This window comes from Croceicoccus naphthovorans, assembly GCF_001028705.1.
Taxonomy (GTDB): domain Bacteria; phylum Pseudomonadota; class Alphaproteobacteria; order Sphingomonadales; family Sphingomonadaceae; genus Croceicoccus; species Croceicoccus naphthovorans.
In genome coordinates, this window is record NZ_CP011771.1 from 65,683 (window position 1) to 84,088 (window position 18,406).

Here is an 18,406-nt window from a genome sequence, read left to right on the forward strand (position 1 = left end):
GGTTGGCCCTACTGTGTCGTCGCTGTCAATCCCTGCAGTTGCGCCGCTTCATCCCTGACCCGCTCCGGTCCTCCCAGGACCTGACGGTCGAACCCGATCCGCTTGAACCAGAAATGCAGGCCCAGCAGGTCGGTAAAGCCCATGCCGCCGTGCACCTCGGTCGCGGTTCGCGCCACGAAACGGTGGACTTCGCCGGTGTGCGACTTGGCGTGGCAGGCCATCAGCGCCGCCTCGCCAGGGGCGGCGTCGAACGCGTGCGCGGCATACCACACCAGCGCCCGGCATGGCTCGTGCCGTGCGGCCATTTCCGCGCACATGTGCTTGACCGCCTGGAAGCTGCCGATGACCCGCCCGAACTGTTCGCGCTCCCCGGCATAGGCCACCGCCTTTTCGATCATCGCCTCTCCCGCGCCCAGGCTGTCCGCGGCAAGCAGGATCCGTCCGGCGTCGCGCAGCCGCCGCGCTGCGACGCCGCCGTCGCCGGCGAGCGGTTCGGCCGCCGCGCCGCTCAACCGCAGCTCGCCGACGCTGCGGGTGGCGTCGATCGTGTGCAAGGCAATCCGCTCGACTCCGTTCGCAGCGGCGTCAAGCAGATGCAGCCGCCCCGATTCGTCGGCCACAATGAAATGGTCCGCGTCGGCAAAATCGAGTGCGAAGAGCGCGGTGCCGGTCAGCCCGGCGGATTCGGCGCGGACCTTCGCGCCGTCGCGCTCCTCGACGATACCGGCGATGGCGACGCCGAACCGCACTTCGCCGGTCGCAATCCGGGGCAGCCATTGGGCCTGCTGCGCGGGCGATCCGGCCAGCACCAGCGCCAAGGGGGCGAGTACGCTCCGGGCCAGGAACGGGGCCGGCGCCACTGCCCGTCCGAGCTGTTCGGCAACCACCGCCGCATCGAGCAGGGTCATCCCCAGGCCGCCTTGCGCTTCGGGTACCATTAGCCCGGTCAGGCCGATGTCAGCAAGAGCGGCCATGACCCGATCGCTGGCCGCGCTGCCCGAATCCGCGCAGGCACGGACGTGATCGAGCGGGCAGGTTTCTGCAAGGCAGCGCCCGACTGTTTCGCGGAGCATTTCCTGTTCGGGGGAAAGACCGAAATCCATCAGGCGACTTCCTTCCTGCCGGATGAGGCTTCTTGCGCCAGGCGCGGCTCGCGCGGCATATTCAGCCCGCGTTCGGCAATGATGTTCTTCTGGATCTGCGCGGTGCCGCCGCCAATGATGAGACCCAGCTGGAACATGTAGTTCCATTGCCAGGTGCCGCCTTCGCGCTGGCGCGGGCTATCCGCATAGAGGATGCCCATTTCACCCATCGTGTCGATCGCCAGGGCTGAGATCTGGTGCGCCAGTTCGCAGCTCTGGAGTTTGACGATCAGTTTGGCCATGCCGCCCGGCTCGCCCTTGATCTGGCCGGAAAGCACCCGCATCCCGTTGTATTTCATCGCCGCGACTTCGGCCTGGAGGGCGATCAGTCGGTCGCGCAGCACCGGATTGTCGATCGCGCGGGCCGATCCTACCTGCTCCTCCTGCATCAGTCGGATCAGCGCCAGCAACCGGTTTTCCAAGGCATCGGGATCGCCCAGCATGCCGCGCTCATGACCGAGCGTCGCATTGGCGACGAACCAGCCCTGGCCGCGCAGGCCGACGATCTGATCGACCGGCACCCGCACGTCGGTGAAGAACGTCTCGTTGAATTCGGCGTGCCCGGTCATCGTCTTGAGCGGGCAGACCTCGATCCCCGGCAGGTCCATCGGAAAGATCAGATAGGAGATGCCTGCGTGCTTTGGCGCTTCGGACTCGGTTCGCACCAGGCAGAAGATCATGTCGGCCTGGCGCGCGGTGCTGGTCCAGATCTTCTGGCCGTTGATCACGAAATGCACGTTTTCCTCGCGGGCGCTGGTGCGCAGACTGGCCAGATCCGAACCGGCACCGGGTTCGGAGTAGCCCTGGCACCAGACCACTTCGCCGCGCAGCGTCGGTTCGATCCAACGGCGCTTCTGCTCTTCGGTGCCAAGTTCGAGCAGGGTTGGAACCAGCATCGAGATGCCTTGGTTCGACAGTCCGCCCGGCACACCCGCACGGGCGAATTCCTCGGCGATGATCCGCGCCTTGAGGATGTCTGGTTCGGCGCCGTAGCCGCCATATTCGCGCGGAATGGTCCGCGCGGTATAACCATGTTCCAGCAGCAGGTTCTGCCAGGCGACCGCCTCGGCCGAAGGCCGCGCTGCGCGGTTCGCCGAGTCCGGCGCAAGCTGCCCGTTGCGGTCCAGGAAATCCCGCACTTCGGCGCGGAAGCGCTCGTATTCGGGGCCATAGTCAAGGTTCATGGCCTGCGCCCTCCTTTCGCCGCCGGGCGGAACACTGGCAGCTGGAAATCGTCGCCCAGGGGCTCGAAGGCCAGTTCGACTGGCATGTCGATTTCGACCTTGTCCCGGGCGCAGTCGATCAGCCGGCTTGCCATGCGGACCCCCTCCGCCAGCTCGACGACAACCGCGATGAACGGAATCTCGTCGGTAAACGCGGGATGCAGCGCCTGGTGCGTGATGGTCCACGAAAACAGCGTGCCCGTGCCCGAGCTGGGCTGCCAGGCGAATTCGGGCGAGCCGCAACGCGCGCACATGTAACGCGGCAAGTGGCGCCAGGTGCCGCAGGAGCTACAGCGCTGGAAATGCAATCGGCCATCCTGGCAGCGCTGCCAGAATTCCTGCTCGATCGGGTCCTGCGGGCGCGGACGCGGCTTGGCCGGCCGGACCTGTGCTTCGGGCCGCTGCTTGGGAGGAAGGTCGGCGTTGTCGCTCATGCAAATCTCCGCAGGATGGCGATACTGCCATCGCCCAGATCGCCCCAGCCGGTGACCAAGCCGGTCCGGGCGTTTTCGACCTGCCGGTCGCCGCAATCGTGGCGCAGCTGCCGGACCGCCTCGACAACATGGTTGAGGCCCCAGACATGCGCCTCGCTGAGCAGTCCGCCATGAGTGTTGAGCGGAAAGCGCCCGCCGAGCTCGATCTGGCCGTCGCGGACGAAATCGAGCTGCGCGCCCGGCTCGCAGTATCCCAGCGCTTCCAGCTGCACCAGGACGACATAGGTGAAGCAATCGTAGATCTGGAGAAAGTCCATATCCTCGCGGGTCACTCCGGCCATCTCGAAGGCTTTGGGGGCAGCGTAGGAAAGCCCGATCTTGAACGGATCAGGACGCGAGGGAATATCGTCGGCCGGATAGGGGTGTCCTTCCGCCGCCCCGGCAATCGTCACCGGCACGTGGGGCATGTCACGGGCGCGGTCGATCCGGGAAACCACCACCGCGCAGGCTCCGTCGGTTTCAAGGCAACAGTCGTAAAGCCGGAACGGTTCCGATATCCAGCGCGATGACGCGTAAGTATCCCAATCGAGCGGGCGGCCATGGGTGAAGGCCTTGGGGTTGAGCTGGGCATGCTTGCGACAGGCCAGCGCCACCGCGCCCATCGCTTCTTCGCCAACCCCGAAAAGCCGCGAGTGCCGGGTCGCCAACCAGGCATACATCTGCACCGGCAGAAATACGCCATAGGGAATGTAATAGCCCTGGATCGTATTGGTCAGCGTGGTCATGTTCATCGACCGGGTCGGCGGCGCGCCGGGCTTGGGGCGCAGCGCGGAAAACCCGTTCCAGCCAAGCGTCACAAGAACATGATCGCACAGGCCCGCCGCGATCGCCATGGCCGCGTTCTGCAGCGCTGTCGTCGGACTCGCGCCGCCCATGTGAACCGTCGCGGCATAGCGCAGTACGTCGATTCCCAGGTTGGCGGCCAGTTCCTCGGAGGTCGTGTAGATCGGCGGCGGAACCATGCCGTCGATGTCGCCCGGCTTGAGCCCCGCGTCGGCGATCGCCCGGCGCGAGGCTTCGAGCATCATGTCGACCGCACTTCGCTCGGTGCCCTTGACGAAATCGGTCTCGCCGATACCAGTGATCGCGGCCTTGTCGGAAAATCCGGTCACGAGCCTCGCCCCGATCAGCGAAAACGGCTGGCCAGCGCGAGCGCGCTTTCGGCATCGGCAACGAGATCCGCCAGGACTGCGGCAGCGGGACGCACGGCATGGATCAGACCAATGCCCTGTCCGGCAAAGCCGGGCAGGATATCCTTGCGCTTGGCCTCGATGCCGGCTGCCATGACCGGACCGGCGATCATCGACTGGTACGGCATCGGCAAGGGCTCCTTGCCGGCTGCGACCCAGGCGTCGGCCCACTTGTTGCGGATCATCCGCGCGGGCTTGCCGGTGATCGACCGGCTGACCACGGTATCGGCATCGCCGCCCTCAACGATTGCCTCTTTCTGGAAATCCTCGATCCCCGCCTCTTCGGTGGCCAGGAACGCCGTGCCGACCCACGCGCCTTCGGCGCCGAGCATGAACGCAGCGGCCACACCGCGCCCGTCGGAAATGCCGCCCGCGCCCAGAACTGGCACGCGGTCGCCCACTGAATCGACCACCTGCGGGATCAGCGAAATTGTCCCGATCGGCGAATTGTGCCCGCCGCCGTCGTGGCCCTGGGCGACGATCATGTCGATCCCGCTTTCGACCACCTGCCGCGCGTGCTGGACCTTGCCGACCACCGCCATGACGACCGTTCCATTGGCGTGGAGCCTGTCCATCCACGGACCGGGGTTGCCAAGGCCTGCGGCATAGACCGGGACCTTTTCCTCGATCACCACTTCCATCTGGGCTTCGAAGAACTCTTTCGAGAACAGTGGCGGCCCGCCCTCGGCATCGCGCCCGCCGATCGCCCGCCGTACCGCCTCGCCATCGGCACTGGCCAATCCTTCGCTGGCCATGAAATCTGCGGCAAACTGGCGGTATTCGGCCGCCAGCGCCATCGGATCGGCGGGTGCTGCGCCGCTCTGCGGGGGCTTGCCCCGGCGTACCGAGGCCGGCAGCAGGGTATCGACCCCGAAGGGCTTGTCGGTCAGTTTTCGGGTCTGGCGAATCCAGTCTCGCAGACGCTCGGGCGCGCAGGCTGCTGCACCCAGAACGCCAAGCCCGCCAGCATTCGAAACCGCGGCCGCCAGCGCCGGCACGCTGGCCCCGCCCATCCCGGCGAGGACAATCGGGTATTCGATCTTCAGCATTTGGCAGATGCGGCTGTTCAGGGCCATCGTTTCTCTCCCTTTCAGGTTTCCCGGTTTGCGTTCCCCCAGCGGACCTTTTGGGCGAGCAGTTCGGGACTGCGTTCGGCCAGGTATTGGGTCGATCCAGCAATCAGCCGGTCCATCTGGCGCCGCGCGCCGGCCACGTCACGCATCCGCACGGCATGAAGCACACGCCCCAGGCACCGCAACTGGGTGTCGCGCTCCTGGGCCGAATAGCCCAGGCCCACCGACATGCTGCGGGTCAGTAGGTGCAGCGCGGAAATCAGCAGGCCAAAGGTCGGGTTCCCGCTGGCCCAGCCCAGCAGGTCGTGAAATCGCCGGTTGGTTTCTTCGAATTGCGGACTTTCGCGTTCGCGCTCGAGCTGCGCCAGGCAACCCTCGAGCGCGGCAAGATCTGCGGCGGTGGCCATTTGCGCGGCCCTTGCCGCTACTGTCGGGGCAATCGCTTCGCGCAATTCGAGCAGCGCCTGGAGGTCCGCATCCATGAATTGCAGGATCAGCGCCATCGAGCTGGCGAAATCGGCGGTCTGGGGCCGGGCGACGACCGGTCCACCACCCCGACCCTTGGTGAGATGGATCACGCCTTGCAGTTCGAGAAAACGCAGTGCTTCGCGCAGCGTCGCGCGCGCCACGTCGTAGCGCGCCAGCATGGCATCCTCGTGAAGCAGCCGGTCGCCCGGTCCTCGGGCGTTGCTCTCGATATCCTCCACAATCTCGCGCGCCAGCACCAAGGCGCGCTTGGCCTTGGCCCGGCCCAAGCTTGCGGCAGCGGACGGATGGCGAGGGGAGGCGTGATCTGAGCGCATGATATTCTGATAAGAATTTATCAGAATTCTGTCAATCACCACGCATGAGATCGCTCATACTGGGAACCTTGCATGTTAATCTGATCCTATTTATTGACCGACTTGCCATTTGTCTCTACCATCCCCGGCGCAGACCGAGGTGTAAGAGGCGGCCATGACCACACTGACGATAAGCCCTGACCAGGATAGCGCGGAATTGTCCCGGTTCGTTGCCGGAATCCCGCTTGCGGAAATCGACGTTTCCCGCCCAAGCCTGTTCCAGAGCGACAAGATCGGAGCCTTCTTCGAGCGGCTGCGGCGCGAGGATCCGGTTCATTACTGCGCCGAAAGCTCCTACGGACCCTACTGGTCGATCACCCGATACGACGACATCATGGCGGTCGACACCAACCACAAGGTCTATTCCTCCGAAGCCAAGCTCGGCGGAATCGCAATCCAGGACATGCACCGCGACCAGAGCAATCTTGAGCTCGAGATGTTCATCGCGATGGACCAGCCCAAGCACGATGCCCAGCGCAAGGCGGTGACGCCGGCAGTGGCGCCATCCAACCTGCTGCTGCTCGAACCGGTGATCCGCGAGCGCGCCGGCGCGATTCTCGATGCGCTGCCGGTTGGCGAGGAGATCGACTGGGTGAAATGCGTCTCGGTCGAACTGACCACCATGACGCTGGCGACACTGTTTGACTTTCCCTGGGACGAGCGGGCGCGCCTGACCCGCTGGTCGGACGTCACGACCGCCATTCCGGGAGCGGGAATTGTCGATTCCTTCGAACAGCGCCGCGCCGAGCTGATCGAGTGCGCGATGTACTTCAAGGGGCTGTGGGACCAGCGGATCGATCAGCCGGAGGGGAACGACCTGATTTCGATGATGGCCAATTCGCCCGCCACGCGCGACATGCCGTTCCTTGAGTTTCTGGGCAACCTGCTGCTCTTGATCGTCGGTGGTAACGATACCACCCGCAATTCGATCAGCGGCGGCGTCCTGGCGCTGAACCGGCACCCCGACCAGTATGACAAGCTAAGGCGCGATCCCGCCGTGATCAGCAGCATGGTGCCGGAAATCATCCGCTGGCAGACCCCGCTCACCCACATGCGCCGAACCGCGCTTGAGGATAGCGAGATCGGCGGCAAGCGCATCGCCAAAGGTGACAAGGTGGTGATGTGGTACCTCTCGGGCAACCGCGACGAAACGGCGATCGACCGACCTGAAGAGTTCATCATCGACCGCAAGAATCCCCGCCAGCACCTTTCGTTCGGCTATGGCATCCATCGCTGCATGGGCAACCGCCTGGCCGAACTGCAATTGCGGATCATCTGGGAGGAAATCCAGAAGCGTTTTGACTTCGTCGAGGTGGTGGGTGAGCCCGAGCGACTCCTGTCGAACCTCGTTCGCGGCATCACCCGCCTACCGGTCAAGCTTCACGCGCATTGATTTGCACGCCAAGGGAAAGTCAGATCCCATGATCAAGGTCACATTTGTAGCTCACGATGGCCGCAAGCTCCGCGTCGAAATCGGCGAGGGTTTGACGGCGCGAGAAGCGGCGCTGTTCAACGACGTTCCCGGCATCGACGGCGATTGCGGCGGCCAGTGCGCCTGTGCGACATGCCACGTCCAGGTCGATCCAGCCTGGATCGACCTGGTCGGGCGCCTTGCGGATGACAGTATGGAAGCCGATCTGCTCCAGTTTGCCGAAGGGACCACGGCGGAAAGCCGCCTTGCCTGCCAGATCAGGCTCGACGCACGGCTTGACGGACTTGTCCTCCATGTTCCGGAGCAACAATACTGAGCTCGGGCTGACGGTTGTCCAGCCGGTGATCTAGCTCCTCAACCTTGTTGCGCCTTTTCCCGGTGCGCCGCGGTCCAGGCGTACCAGGCTCCGAGTACGATTACCGCATGAGCCGCCAGCGTTGTGAAGACGACCCATGCCGCCTCGCCGCTGCACAGCAGGCTGTAGATGTCCCAGGCCGCGCCGACCGCTTCGGTGAGCACGATCACCGGGACCAGCGCGACATATTTCCACGGCTGCCGCGCGCCCCACAGGGCGACGACACCGATCGCGGCCAGCTGTATCCCGACGATCAGCCAAGCATCGAGCAGCAGGCCGAACACCGGCTTGCCCTGGCCCAGATCAATTCCCGGGTAGATCAGGGGCAGGGCCCCCGCATAGATCGGCGGCCAGAGCAGGACCAGATTACACAGGTACCAGATTCCGCTGGCGATGAAGAAGATGCGCAGGCTTTGCATGGTTCAATCTCCAAAGGCTGCGCCGGTCAGTCGGCGACCGCGAAAATGTCGGACGTTGCGCCGGCGATCCGTGCAGCCTTGAACGGCGCATAGTCGGGGCAGGCCATGAACGCTTGGACATCCGCCATCGCGGGGAAGCGGAAGATCACCGTATAGTGCGGCACCGCGCCTTCGCCTTCGAATCGTTCGAACCGGTTGGAGCGGCAGATCAGTTCGCCGCCGAACCGCGCAACCATCGGCGGGACATTGGCTTGGTAGTCCGCAACCCAGCCATCGTCGTGTGAGGTGACGGAAGCGATGAAATAGGCGGCCATGATTGTTCCCTCCGTGTCGTTACCGGTCTGGTCGGCGGCTCCCGGTTCGCCGCGTCAAAAAAATCGGTTGCCGGGGCGCGGCAAACCGAAATGATCGCGCAGGGTGGTTCCTTCGTAGTCCTTGCGGAAAATGCCCCGGCGCTGCAATTCGGGCACGACCAGATCGACGAAATCGTCGAGCCCCGCCGGCAGATAGGGGAACATCACGACGAACCCGTCCGAACCGCGCTCCTCCAGCCATTGCTCCATCTCGTTGGCAATCGAATCCGGAGTGCCGACGAAGGCGAGCCCGGCATAGCTGCCGGCTTTCGCGGCGAGCTGGCGGATCGTGAGGTTGTGCTGCCGGGCTTGCGTGACCAGCATTTCACGAGAAGTCTTGCTGGCGTTGGTATCGGGTATCTCGGGGAGGGGGCCATCGGGGTCGAACCCCGAAACATCATGATCGAGCATGCCGCACAGCGAGTGAATCCCGCTTTCATAGTGAACTAAGCTGTCCAGGTGAGCGCGCTTGGCCTTGGCCTGCTCGACCGTGTCACCGACAACGACGAGCGCGGCGGGCAGGATCTTGAGATGATCGGGATTGCGTCCGATCGGGATCATCCGCCCTTTCACATCGGAATAAAAGCTCTTGGCGGCGGCAAGATTCGAAGCGGCGGCAAAGACGACTTCGGCGGTTTCGGCGGCAAGCTGGCGTCCGGGATCCGAGGCCCCAGCCTGGAAGATGACCGGCCAGCCCTGCGGGGGGCGGGCGATGTTGAGCGGACCGAGGACCGAGAAATGCGGCCCTCTGTGATCGAGCACGTGCATCCGCGCGGGATCGAAGTAGATGCCGCTTTCCGCATCGCAGACGAAGGCGTCTTCCGCGAAGCTGTCCCACAGGCCAGTCACGACGTCGTAGAATTCGCGGGCGCGTCCGTAGCGTCCGGAATGATCGGGCTGCACCTCGAACCCGAAATTCTTCGCGCTGTCGGGGTTGGACGTGGTCACGACGTTCCAGCCGGCCCGCCCGCCGCTGATGTGATCGAGTGAGGCAAAGCGGCGCGCGACGTGAAAGGGTTCGTCGAAGGTGGTGGAAGCGGTCGCGACCAGCCCGATCCGTTCAGTCGCGCCGGCCAGCGCCGACAGCAGGGTGAAGGGTTCGAACGAGGTGACGGTGTGGCTGCGGCGCAGCGCCTCGACCGGCATGTTCAGAACACCGAGATGATCGGCCATGAAAAAGGCATCGAACTTGCCCGCCTCGAGCTTGCGGGCGAATTGACGGATCGCGGCGAAGTTGAAATTCGCATCCGGGATTGCCCCGGGGTAGCGCCAGGCGCCGGTATGGATGCTGACCGGCCGCATGAACGCGCCGAGGTGAAGCTGGCGTTGCTGGCTCATGCGTTTCGTTCCTTCAGGTTCGCGAAGACTGCCGGGGATCACCTTCCCGGCAGCTTTTCCAGTATCTGGCGGGTCAGGTCCGCTGTACTGCCGTCGCCACCTAGATCGGGGGTCAGGTCCGCTTGCGGATCGAGCAGGACCGCTTCGATCGCGGCCAGCACCATCGCCGCGGCTTCAGCTTCTCCCAGATGGTCGAGCATCATTGCCCCCGACCAGATCTGGCCGATCGGATTGGCAATACCCTGGCCGGCAATGTCCGGGGCCGAACCGTGCACCGGTTCGAACATCGACGGAAAGCGCCGCGGCGGATTGAGATTAGCCGACGGCGCGACCGCTATCGTCCCGGTTACGCCGGGACCGAGATCGGACAGGATGTCGCCGAACAGATTGGATCCGACCACCACGTCGAAGCGTTCGGGTGACATCACGAAGCGGGCCGCCAGAATGTCGATATGGTACTGGTCGGTGGCGATCTCGGGATATTCCGCGCCGATCGCCGCGAAACGCTCGTCCCAGAACGGCATCGAATGGTATAGCCCGTTGGACTTGGTGGCCGAGGTGACGTGCGGCCGGCCAAGCTTGCGCGCGAAATCGAAGGCGTAACGCAGGATCCGGTCGGTGCCGCGGCGGGTGAATACTGCCTGCTGGATGACGATTTCATCCTCTCCGGTGCCGGTGCGGCCGCCGATCCGGGAATATTCGCCTTCCGAATTTTCCCGCACCACCCAGAAGTCGATATCGCCGGTACTCTTGTCGCGCAGCGGCGAGCGAATGCCGGGCAGCAACCGCACCGGCCGGAGATTGACGTATTGATCGAATTCGCGCCGGATCGGCAGCAGCAAGCCCCACAGCGAGACGTGATCGGGCACCCCGGGATAACCGACCGCGCCAAGGAAGATTGCGTCATGATCGGCAAGCCGGGTGAGCCCGTCATCGGGCATCATTTTCCCGGTGGCAAGATAGGTTTCGCAGCTCCAATCGAAGTCGCGAAACTCGAGCGCGAAGCCGCATCGCTGCGCGACCGCCGACAAGACCCGCACCCCGGCGGGCAGAACTTCGCGGCCGATGCCGTCGCCGGGGATATTAGCTATGGTATAGCGGTTCAAGACTGTTTCCCGTGCCGAAAGGTCAAAGGTAGCTGTTCAGGGTTTTGAGGACCCGGTAAGCCCCCAGGAATGTCGGCGCATCGACGCCGAGGCGTTCGGCGGCCTCGGCGAGCGGCCCCAGCACTTCGTCAACCTCCATGCGCCGGCCGGCCACCAGGTCATCGTGCATCGAGGTCCGCGCCGGCCGGTTCTCCGGCTTGAACCGGCCGACCATGGCCATCACCCCGGCAAGTGCTTCGTCGAAACTTTGGCCGTTGATCTCGACGAGCCGTGAGACAGGGGCAAAGAAATTTCGCGGTTCGTAACCCAGCGCCTTGTAAATCGCCAGCAGGTCCTTGACGATCAGGACATACTGGGCCGCGCCTTCGCGCACCGCCACACCGTCGATGAAATCGAGCTCTTTGATGCCGCCCAGGGTGCTGGCGCTCCACGATGAAGCACTTCCGACCTGGACCAGTTTTTCCCAATGGACATGGGTGATGTCGGCAGTCGAGCGGGACCCCATCCCGGCCGAGTCCAGCGCCTCGGCCATTGTCCGGGTGCGATCGCTTTCCCCGCCTCCCAGTTCGCCGAAATAGGCGGTTACCGGGACGGCCATATTGTTGAGCGCGCGGCCGGGTTCGAGCAGGGTTGCGCCGTCCATGATCGACCCGCCGATCACCTTGTCCTTGCCGAACGCGGCCTGCAGCCGGCCTTCCTTGCCAACCCCGTTCTGCAAGGTGAGGGCGCAGGCTGTCCGGTCAACCAGCACTGTCGCATCGGCCAGCGCCTGATCGGTGCCCTTCGCCTTGGTCAGCAAGATGTAATAGTCGATCGCGTCCTCGACCTCAGCCGGGGTCTCGACCGCGAACAGGTTGTCGCGCTGCACGAACTGTGCACGCACCCCTTCGATTTGCAGACCGCCCTGACGGATTGCCTCGACATGGGGTTTGCGCGCAATCAGCGTTACCTTGTGTCCGCGGCGGGCCAGGAAGCCGCCGACAACGGAACCAAGACCGCCTGCGCCGTGGATGCAGAAATGCAATTGCTTTGTCATTGGTAGTGTCCTGCGTTCGATCAGGCGATGCCGAGCTCGATGAGCTTGGCTCTGATCTCTTCCTTCTTCTGCGGGGTCACGTCGGCAACCGGCGGCAGGATCGGGCCGGCCTTGAGGCCGATCGCCTCATACCACGCCTTGATGTTCGCCAGTGCCGAAGCATAGGTCGCGGTGCGCGCAATATCCCAGACGAACTGGTCATGGTAATATTCGCGGACATCGTGCAGGCCTTCCCACTTGGTGCGGGCCTCTTCCCATTTGCCCTGGTTGGCGAGGTTGATATAGTCGCGCGCGAGGTGGCGCTTTTTGCCATAGAGCATGAACGACAGTTCGCCCCAGCACACCGTCCCGCCCAGCCGGAGGTCTTCGAGGAAGAAATATTCGAACGGCTCCATGGTGTTGAAGCCTTCGGGCATCAGGCTGCGGATCTTGATCGTCTCGGCGCGGTTAAGCGCACCCTGCTTGACCCCGATCACGGTATCGAGATCGGCTAGGCGGCGCATCAGGTTCCAGCTCAGCACCGTGCCCGAAACCGGGGTGCGGTAGAGGCAGACCGCCATATTGCTGCGATCGGTCAGATACTTGAACCAGGCGAAAATCTCGTCGTCGGTTCGCAGCTGGACGACCGGGTTGATGACTTCGGCGCCGTTGAAACCCAATTTCTCGACGAACTGCATCTTTTCGAGCGCGAGGTGGACCGACGGGTCGAGGATGATCGTCCACAGGTCGAGCCGCCCGGCGTTGGCATCGGCGACGATCTCGTGAAAGCGCATCCATTCGGACGGAGTGACGTTCCAGCATTCGGCAATGAAGCCGCCGACAACCAGGCCATCAAGGCCCATTTCGACGTATTTGTCGATGTTGTAGCGGATCCCGTCGATATCAAACTTGTGGTCGGCGGTCATCGGGGTGATCGGGCACTGGTAGAACCCCCGGACTGTCTCGGTGGCCCACTTCTTGGCGTCTTTGCGATCGTAGTCCATGTTAGTATTCCTTCACCCTTTGTCTGGTTGACTTGTTGGCAATGTGCCGAGCTAGGTTGCGGCCAGCGCCGATTGGGCAGCGGCAAGGCGCGCGATCGGAACGCGGAACGGAGAGGCGCTGACATAATCGAGGCCGACCCTTTCGACGACGCCCGCGCCCTCGTGGCCGAGCACAGCCGGCAGTGGCGTCGGAAAATGCTGGTCGCGCACGGTCAGGTCGGTGTGACACATGCCGGCCGCAGCAATCTTGACTAGTACCTCGCCGTCGCGAGGATCTTCGAGCGATACGGTGTCGAGGACGAATTCCCCGCCCTGACGTTCGATGATCGCGGCATAGGCTTCCATGCAAATTCTCCCGATCTGGCGCCAAATCGCGCATTTCTAACAAAAGAAATACAGATTCTTGTCTTGCGTGACTCTCGCATCGAGGATAAGTTTTCGCCGGAAGACCTTGAAACCATTGCCGTCCTGGCGCAACTTGTCTTCACGCCCCAATGTATGCACCGTGACTTCAGTCTGGCGGCGGTTGCGGTAGACAAGGATGTTCGACAGGACGTCCAATTCGCCGTTTTCGGCTTCAAAGGCTTCGACATTCGACACGAAGTACCGGATTTTGGATGGCGGATCCTCCATCCAGACCTGACCTGAATAAAGCCGTTCGACACGCTGCTTGAGCTCTTCGAAGTCGTCGTTGTAAATTGCCGCATCGTCTGGCGTTGGGTCCGGGCGCCGGTCTCTCACGAAGCGCTGTTCGTAAATCGGCATCCAGTAATGGATGTCTTCGGCGACCATTCCGTGCAGCCATTCCCGGTACTGCCCGGTCTGCAACAGTCTGACCTCGGCACGATAGTGCGCTTCGACGGCGTAGTGCACATCCGGCGTCACCGGAACTTGTTCGGTCGACATGTTCTCTCCGTAGTTGTCGATATTTGGACCGGCTCTGGCGATCATTCGGCCGCGTTGAGCTTTTCGTTCCAGAAATTGCGATTCGTGAAGACCGAATCCCAATTGTCGTCGTTTGCCTTCACGCTCGCCCAATCGGGGGCATCGATCATTTCCTTCCAGAACCGGTAGAAGCCCCGGTAGGATGTCTCGCCAATGAAGCTGATGCCGACGATTCCGGGATAAACCGGATGCGGTCCTTCGTAGCCGACGCCCATGGTCGAATTCATCATGCCGTCACGCGTGATCACGCCACGGTTCACGTAGGTTGCCGAAGACATGTTTTCGCCGTCGTCGCTTTCCAGCGTCCCGGCGGTTCCGAATGTTCTCGTCGCTTCGCGCTGTATCGCACTCTTGGTAGCGGGATCGGCATCGCTCGGCACCATGGTATAGGTCCATACTTCAATCTCGTGCGGCCCGCGTGGATGCCAGATTTTGAAGGTGTTGGTGCCATACAGGAACGAGCAATTGGGGAAGATCCCGCCGTTCCAGTGCCCGACATAAAGCCGTTCGCGATCCGCGCCAAACTTGCGGCGCACCTCGCCGCGGGTGTCCTCAAGATATTTGTTCCAGCCGTCGCCCTTTCGGTGGATCCCAGCCGCCGCGTTGTCGACCAACCCAAAGCCATGACCATGCCGGGTCGTGAACTGCAATCCAAGATCGTCGAAGGGAATGTCCGCGCGGTTGCCGGCCAGTCCCGCAAACGGACCACCGATCTGACCAAGCGCCGCCGCATGGGTCCATCCGACATGATATCCGTCGCCGACAAAATTTTCGGCCGGCACTTTCCAGTTGCAGTGAAGCAGGCTCTTCATCGGCGGACCGAGCAGTTCCAGCCCAGCGCCCCCTCCTTCCCAGATGGTGTCGAGATAAAAACGGAATTCGCCCAGGTAGTCTTCAAGGCTTGGCGCTTCGGGATCATGGCAACCGAAAATGAAACCCTTGTAGGTTTCGACCCGAACAGACTTCGCCGCCAGCTCTTGCTTATCGAGTTTGTTGTGGTAACAGCGCGACTCGAGTGGGACATCGACCAACGATCCATCCTGCCCGTACACCCAGCCGTGATAATTGCAGACGAACGCCTTGGCGTTACCGCTGTCGGCGTGGCAAATCTGGTTGCCGCGGTGCGTGCACGAATTGATAAAGGCGCGGAAGGTCCCGTCGCTCTGGTGCGAAAGGATGATCTTGTCCTCGGCCATATAAGTCGTGATGAAGTCGCCCGGCTTCGGGAGAAGCGATTTGTGGCCGAGCATCAACCATGCCCGGGAAAAAATCCGCTCTATTTCAAGATCATAAACGTCTCTGTCCCAGAACACCTGACGGGACTGGCTAGCATTGACAGTGTCTACGAGTGTGGTGTCGCCGCTCATGGCTCTCTCCGGTTTCACGCCCCCGATTGTCTTCGGCAGAATCGTGCACTAAGGGCAATGCGATGCACGATATGCAAAAAGTCGACGCTATGCAAGTGGGATTGAAATGGTCGGGCCGTTCCGTCTGATGGGCGCTGCCAACTGTTCCCCAGGCTGGCGGCGTGCCCCAGGTTACCTGTGGAATTCACCATTCTTGCTGCTTTCGCTCGCTTCGCTGTTCTGGGCCTTGAATCCCATCGTCGGCCGGGCGGCGCGCGACTTGCTTTCTCCCCTGTCGCTGGCCTTTTGGCGTTGGGTGGTTGCTTTGCTGTTCGTTCTGCCATTTGCCTGGCAGCACATCGTGGCCGATCGTCTGGTCCTGCGCGAGTCCTGGCGCCTGCTCGCGGTATTGGGCGTATTCGGCGTGGGGGTGTTCGCCTTCATCGTTTACTGGAGCCTGCAACTCACTACAGCCACCAACAGCCTGCTGCTGCAATCGACCATGCCGGTAATGACTCTGGTCATGCCCAGCATCCTCTTTGGGGAGCGGATCAGGCCGCTATTGGTTGCCAGTGCGACGCTGTCCTTTACCGGAGTCGTCTGGATCGTGACCAGAGGGCAGCCTTTCGCGTTGCATCTTGGCGGGCTCAACCACGGCGACTTGCTCGCCCTGACCGGGGTCTTCCTTTACTCGGCCTATGCGACGTTCTTGCGCAAGGTGCCCGCCATACACCACATCACTCTGCTCGCGGTGCTGTTCGCGGTCGGCATGGGAGCGCTGGCTGTACCTTACCTGGTCAGCCTGGCCGACAGCGGGGTCGCCACGCCACGAATTGAAGTGATTAGCGCAGTGGTCTATGTTGGCATCTTTCCCTCGCTGATTGCCTATGCGTTCTTCAACCGCGCGGTAGTCCTGATCGGTTCAGTAAGAGCCGGCGTCTACATGAACCTGCCTACAGTGTTTGGTGTTTTTCTGGCGGTGCTGCTGTTGGGGGAGAGACTCGAAACCTATCACATGGTCGGAGCGGCCATTGTGGTGGCCGCGATATTCGTTTCGCGCCGAGCAGCGGCGGGCCAGACAGAAAACAGGGGAGAGCGGAAACCATGAGTGATGATCCCCGAGACGGTTTTCGCGATGCTGGCTTGCGCGCGGCCCGGTGTGATCCATTCCGTTGTGTTCGGCGGGTTCGCCCCACCCGAACTGGCCAAGCGGATCGACGATGCCACCCCCAAACTGGTGCTCACCGCTTCGTGCGGAATCGAGGGCAGCCGCACCATTGCCTGCAAGCCGTTGGTCGACGAAGCGCTGGTCCTTGCCGCCCACTCGGTCGAGCATGTCGTCCTGGTCCAGCGCGAACAGCTAACCGCGGACTTGATGCCCGTCCGAGACATTGACTGGCACGATCTGCGGCGGAGGACCGCCGATATGCCGGTGCCTCCATGCGTTCCTCTCGCCTCCGGCGATCCGCTCTACATCCTCTACACTTGGGGCACCACAGGAACTCCCAAGGGTGTGGTGCGCGACAATGGCGGACATGCCGTGGCCCTGTCGTGGTCGATGGCCAACATCTATGGCATCGGGGCACGGGACACGTTCTGGGCTGCCTCGGACGTCGGTTGGGTGGTGGGGCATAGCTACATCGTCTATGCCCCGCTGCTGGTTGGGGCCACGACCGTCCTGTTCGAAGGCAAGCCTGTCGGCACACCCGATCCCGGCACGTTCTGGCGGACCATAGCGCGCCATAATGTCAAGAGTTTCTTCACCGCGCCGACCGCGATTCGGGCGATCCGCAAGGAGGATCCCGATGCCCGGTACCTGAAGGAGATCGGCGTCGGCGCGTGCCGTGCCGTGTTTCTGGCCGGCGAACGCGCCGACCCGGAAACGATTGCCTGGCTGGAGCGGAAAAGCGGTTTGCCGGTGATCGATCATTGGTGCCAGACCGAGCTTGGCTGGCCGGCCATCGCTTCGTGCTTCGCGATGGGGGATCTGCGCCGCAAGCCTGGCAGCGCTGGCTTTCCGGTGCCAGGATATCAGTTCGCCATCCTCGACGACGAAGGATTTGCTCTGCCCGACAAGGCAAGCGGCAATGTTGTGATCAAGACCCCGCTGCCGCCCGGCACTTTCCGTTCGCTGTGGAACAACAACGCCACGTTTGTCCGAAATTTCGAGACGTTCCCTGGGTACTACGAAACCGGTGATGCAGGCTTTCGCGACAGTGAGGGCTTCATGCACATCATGGGACGAACCGACGACATCATCAACATCGCCGGTCATCGGCTGTCGACCGGACAGATGGAAGAGATCGTGTCGCGGCAACCAGGTGTCGCTGAATGCGCCGTCGTCGGTGCGGACGATAACCTCAAAGGTATGGTACCGATTGCTTTCGTCACCCCGCAGATTGGTTATGCGGCAGACAAGAGCATAGCCGAGCGCGCTGTCCTTGCCGTGCGTAGCGAGCTTGGTGCGATCGCGGCGATGAAGGCGGTGCTGGTCGTTGAGCAATTGCCCAAGACCCGTTCTGGCAAGATCTTGCGTAGCCTGCTCCGCAAGATCGTGAACCGCGAACCCTTTGATATCCCCGCGACAATTGACGATCCAGAAACGCCGGCCAAGATTGCGGCGGTTTGTCGGGAAGAATTGGGACTAGACGACCCTCATCTGCAAAATCCCGGTAAGTGATTGACCTGCATCATGAGTTTTCGACCGTTTAGAGCGAACGCTGCCGCTTCAGGATTTCATTGGCCGGGAAAGGAGGCGTTCGCGATCGCTCGGCGCGAGGAACTGCTCGGGACGGTGGTCAGCGACAAGGCAGAGTGAATAGCCCCTAGATTTCTGGACGCCTTCGATCCTAATTTTGAGGACAGGAGGCTATTATGGGGAAGCCCAACTTCAGTGATGAGTTCAAGCGTGATGCGGTGGCCCAGATCACCGAACGCGGGTATCTAGTGGCGGAGGTCTCGCAGCGGCTCGGGGTCAGCGCGCACTCGCTGTATGCGTGGAAGCGGCAGCTGGCGAAAGTCGTGTCTGGTGATGCCAGCAAGGATGCCGAGATCCGCCAGCTGAAGCGCGAGCTGGCCCGGGTGACCGAGGAGCGCGACATCCTAAAAAACGTAAGGCCCGCCCCCGTC

At 62.6% G+C, this 18,406-nt stretch carries 18 protein-coding genes and 2 pseudogenes; 5 read left to right on the forward strand and 15 right to left on the reverse strand.

The window, feature by feature from the left end; all coding sequences use genetic code 11:
• Positions 1–8 precede the first annotated feature (8 nt).
• The 6 genes from AB433_RS17920 to AB433_RS17945 are packed head-to-tail and all read right to left on the reverse strand — an operon-like array spanning position 9 to position 5,877.
• The gene (locus tag AB433_RS17920; RefSeq protein ID WP_047824496.1) at positions 9–1,103 is read right to left on the reverse strand and encodes an acyl-CoA dehydrogenase family protein; all 1,095 of its coding nucleotides are present in this window, start codon (positions 1,101–1,103) and stop codon (positions 9–11) included.
• Positions 1,103–2,326: an acyl-CoA dehydrogenase family protein gene (locus AB433_RS17925; protein WP_047824498.1), complete on the reverse strand. Its 1,224-nt coding sequence runs from the start codon at positions 2,324–2,326 to the stop codon at positions 1,103–1,105. Before AB433_RS17925 ends, AB433_RS17920 begins: the two co-directional genes overlap by 1 nt.
• Positions 2,323–2,799, reverse strand: a complete 477-nt coding sequence (locus AB433_RS17930) for a Zn-ribbon domain-containing OB-fold protein (RefSeq protein WP_047824500.1) — start codon at positions 2,797–2,799, stop codon at positions 2,323–2,325. Before AB433_RS17930 ends, AB433_RS17925 begins: the two co-directional genes overlap by 4 nt.
• On the reverse strand, positions 2,796–3,971 hold the full coding sequence (locus tag AB433_RS17935) for a thiolase C-terminal domain-containing protein (RefSeq protein ID WP_047824502.1): 1,176 nt from the start codon (positions 3,969–3,971) through the stop codon (positions 2,796–2,798). The genes AB433_RS17930 and AB433_RS17935 overlap by 4 nt, the downstream gene beginning before the upstream one ends.
• A gap of 14 nt (positions 3,972–3,985) precedes the next feature.
• Positions 3,986–5,125 (reverse strand): NAD(P)H-dependent flavin oxidoreductase, encoded by a 1,140-nt coding sequence (locus AB433_RS17940; protein ID WP_047824504.1) that lies wholly within the window; start codon positions 5,123–5,125, stop codon positions 3,986–3,988.
• A gap of 14 nt (positions 5,126–5,139) precedes the next feature.
• Positions 5,140–5,877: a FadR/GntR family transcriptional regulator gene (locus AB433_RS17945; protein WP_007016022.1), complete on the reverse strand. Its 738-nt coding sequence runs from the start codon at positions 5,875–5,877 to the stop codon at positions 5,140–5,142.
• Positions 5,878–6,079: 202 nt separating this feature from the next.
• Between AB433_RS17945 and AB433_RS17950 the strand changes: the two genes are divergently transcribed.
• Both AB433_RS17950 and AB433_RS20220 read left to right on the forward strand, forming a co-directional pair.
• Positions 6,080–7,357, forward strand: coding sequence for a cytochrome P450 (locus tag AB433_RS17950; protein WP_007016021.1), 1,278 nt, complete (start codon positions 6,080–6,082; stop codon positions 7,355–7,357).
• A gap of 28 nt (positions 7,358–7,385) precedes the next feature.
• Complete coding sequence (locus AB433_RS20220) at positions 7,386–7,712, forward strand: 2Fe-2S iron-sulfur cluster-binding protein (RefSeq protein ID WP_081474106.1); 327 nt, start codon at positions 7,386–7,388, stop codon at positions 7,710–7,712.
• Between the two features lie 38 nt (positions 7,713–7,750).
• Here AB433_RS20220 and AB433_RS17960 read toward each other — a convergent pair whose 3' ends face one another.
• From AB433_RS17960 to AB433_RS18000, 9 genes and pseudogenes are all read right to left on the reverse strand, one after another.
• The gene (locus AB433_RS17960; protein WP_007016019.1) at positions 7,751–8,170 is read right to left on the reverse strand and encodes a BphX family protein; all 420 of its coding nucleotides are present in this window, start codon (positions 8,168–8,170) and stop codon (positions 7,751–7,753) included.
• A gap of 26 nt (positions 8,171–8,196) precedes the next feature.
• A complete protein-coding gene (locus AB433_RS17965; RefSeq protein ID WP_007016018.1) occupies positions 8,197–8,484 on the reverse strand; it encodes a DUF1330 domain-containing protein in 288 nt (95 codons plus the stop codon).
• A 54-nt stretch (positions 8,485–8,538) separates the two neighbouring features.
• Entirely contained in the window at positions 8,539–9,861 is a 1,323-nt protein-coding gene (locus AB433_RS17970) for an LLM class flavin-dependent oxidoreductase (protein ID WP_037485717.1), read from the reverse strand.
• A gap of 38 nt (positions 9,862–9,899) precedes the next feature.
• Entirely contained in the window at positions 9,900–10,967 is a 1,068-nt protein-coding gene (locus tag AB433_RS17975) for a tartrate dehydrogenase (protein ID WP_007016015.1), read from the reverse strand.
• A 22-nt stretch (positions 10,968–10,989) separates the two neighbouring features.
• A complete protein-coding gene (locus AB433_RS17980) occupies positions 10,990–12,003 on the reverse strand; it encodes a ketopantoate reductase family protein (protein ID WP_007016014.1) in 1,014 nt (337 codons plus the stop codon).
• A gap of 20 nt (positions 12,004–12,023) precedes the next feature.
• On the reverse strand, positions 12,024–12,986 hold the full coding sequence (locus AB433_RS17985) for a dihydrodipicolinate synthase family protein (protein ID WP_007016013.1): 963 nt from the start codon (positions 12,984–12,986) through the stop codon (positions 12,024–12,026).
• Between the two features lie 108 nt (positions 12,987–13,094).
• Positions 13,095–13,331: pseudogene (locus tag AB433_RS17990) on the reverse strand (alcohol dehydrogenase catalytic domain-containing protein); the annotation flags it as partial.
• A 36-nt stretch (positions 13,332–13,367) separates the two neighbouring features.
• Entirely contained in the window at positions 13,368–13,892 is a 525-nt protein-coding gene (locus tag AB433_RS17995) for an aromatic-ring-hydroxylating dioxygenase subunit beta (protein ID WP_037485814.1), read from the reverse strand.
• A gap of 41 nt (positions 13,893–13,933) precedes the next feature.
• Positions 13,934–15,298: an aromatic ring-hydroxylating oxygenase subunit alpha gene (locus AB433_RS18000; protein WP_047824509.1), complete on the reverse strand. Its 1,365-nt coding sequence runs from the start codon at positions 15,296–15,298 to the stop codon at positions 13,934–13,936.
• A 127-nt stretch (positions 15,299–15,425) separates the two neighbouring features.
• Between AB433_RS18000 and AB433_RS18005 the strand changes: the two genes are divergently transcribed.
• The 3 genes and pseudogenes from AB433_RS18005 to AB433_RS18015 all read left to right on the forward strand — a co-directional run.
• On the forward strand, positions 15,426–16,385 hold the full coding sequence (locus AB433_RS18005) for a DMT family transporter (RefSeq protein WP_047824562.1): 960 nt from the start codon (positions 15,426–15,428) through the stop codon (positions 16,383–16,385).
• 3 nt (positions 16,386–16,388) lie between these two features.
• The gene (locus AB433_RS18010; protein WP_007016007.1) at positions 16,389–17,957 is read left to right on the forward strand and encodes an AMP-binding protein; all 1,569 of its coding nucleotides are present in this window, start codon (positions 16,389–16,391) and stop codon (positions 17,955–17,957) included.
• Between the two features lie 194 nt (positions 17,958–18,151).
• A pseudogene (locus AB433_RS18015) lies at positions 18,152–18,385 on the forward strand (transposase); the annotation flags it as partial.
• Positions 18,386–18,406: the final 21 nt, after the last annotated feature.